The 716-nt window shown below is 54.9% G+C and carries 1 rRNA gene; it reads right to left on the reverse strand.

The annotated features are described in order from the left end of the window. Positions 1 to 23 precede the first annotated feature (23 nt). Positions 24 to 716 (reverse strand): 23S ribosomal RNA (locus QLG03_RS06075); the annotation flags it as partial.

The raw sequence follows: 716 nt of genomic DNA on the forward strand, positions 1-716 counted from the left end.
CGCCAAAACATCTTCGGCGTTGTAAGGTTAAGCCTCACGGTTCATTAGTACCGGTTAGCTCAACGCATCGCTGCGCTTACACACCCGGCCTATCAACGTCGTCGTCTTCAACGTTCCTTCAGGAGACTTAAAGTCTCAGGGAGAACTCATCTCGGGGCAAGTTTCGTGCTTAGATGCTTTCAGCACTTATCTCTTCCGCATTTAGCTACCGGGCAGTGCCATTGGCATGACAACCCGAACACCAGTGATGCGTCCACTCCGGTCCTCTCGTACTAGGAGCAGCCCCCCTCAATTCTCCAGCGCCCACGGCAGATAGGGACCGAACTGTCTCACGACGTTCTAAACCCAGCTCGCGTACCACTTTAAATGGCGAACAGCCATACCCTTGGGACCTACTTCAGCCCCAGGATGTGATGAGCCGACATCGAGGTGCCAAACACCGCCGTCGATATGAACTCTTGGGCGGTATCAGCCTGTTATCCCCGGAGTACCTTTTATCCGTTGAGCGATGGCCCTTCCATTCAGAACCACCGGATCACTATGACCTGCTTTCGCACCTGCTCGCGCCGTCACGCTCGCAGTCAAGCTAGCTTATGCCATTGCACTAACCTCCTGATGTCCGACCAGGATTAGCTAACCTTCGTGCTCCTCCGTTACGCTTTGGGAGGAGACCGCCCCAGTCAAACTACCCACCAGACACTGTCCGCAACCCCGAT

This window comes from Klebsiella sp. V115_8 (assembly GCF_029967715.1).
In the GTDB taxonomy this organism is placed as follows: domain Bacteria; phylum Pseudomonadota; class Gammaproteobacteria; order Enterobacterales; family Enterobacteriaceae; genus Klebsiella; species Klebsiella quasipneumoniae.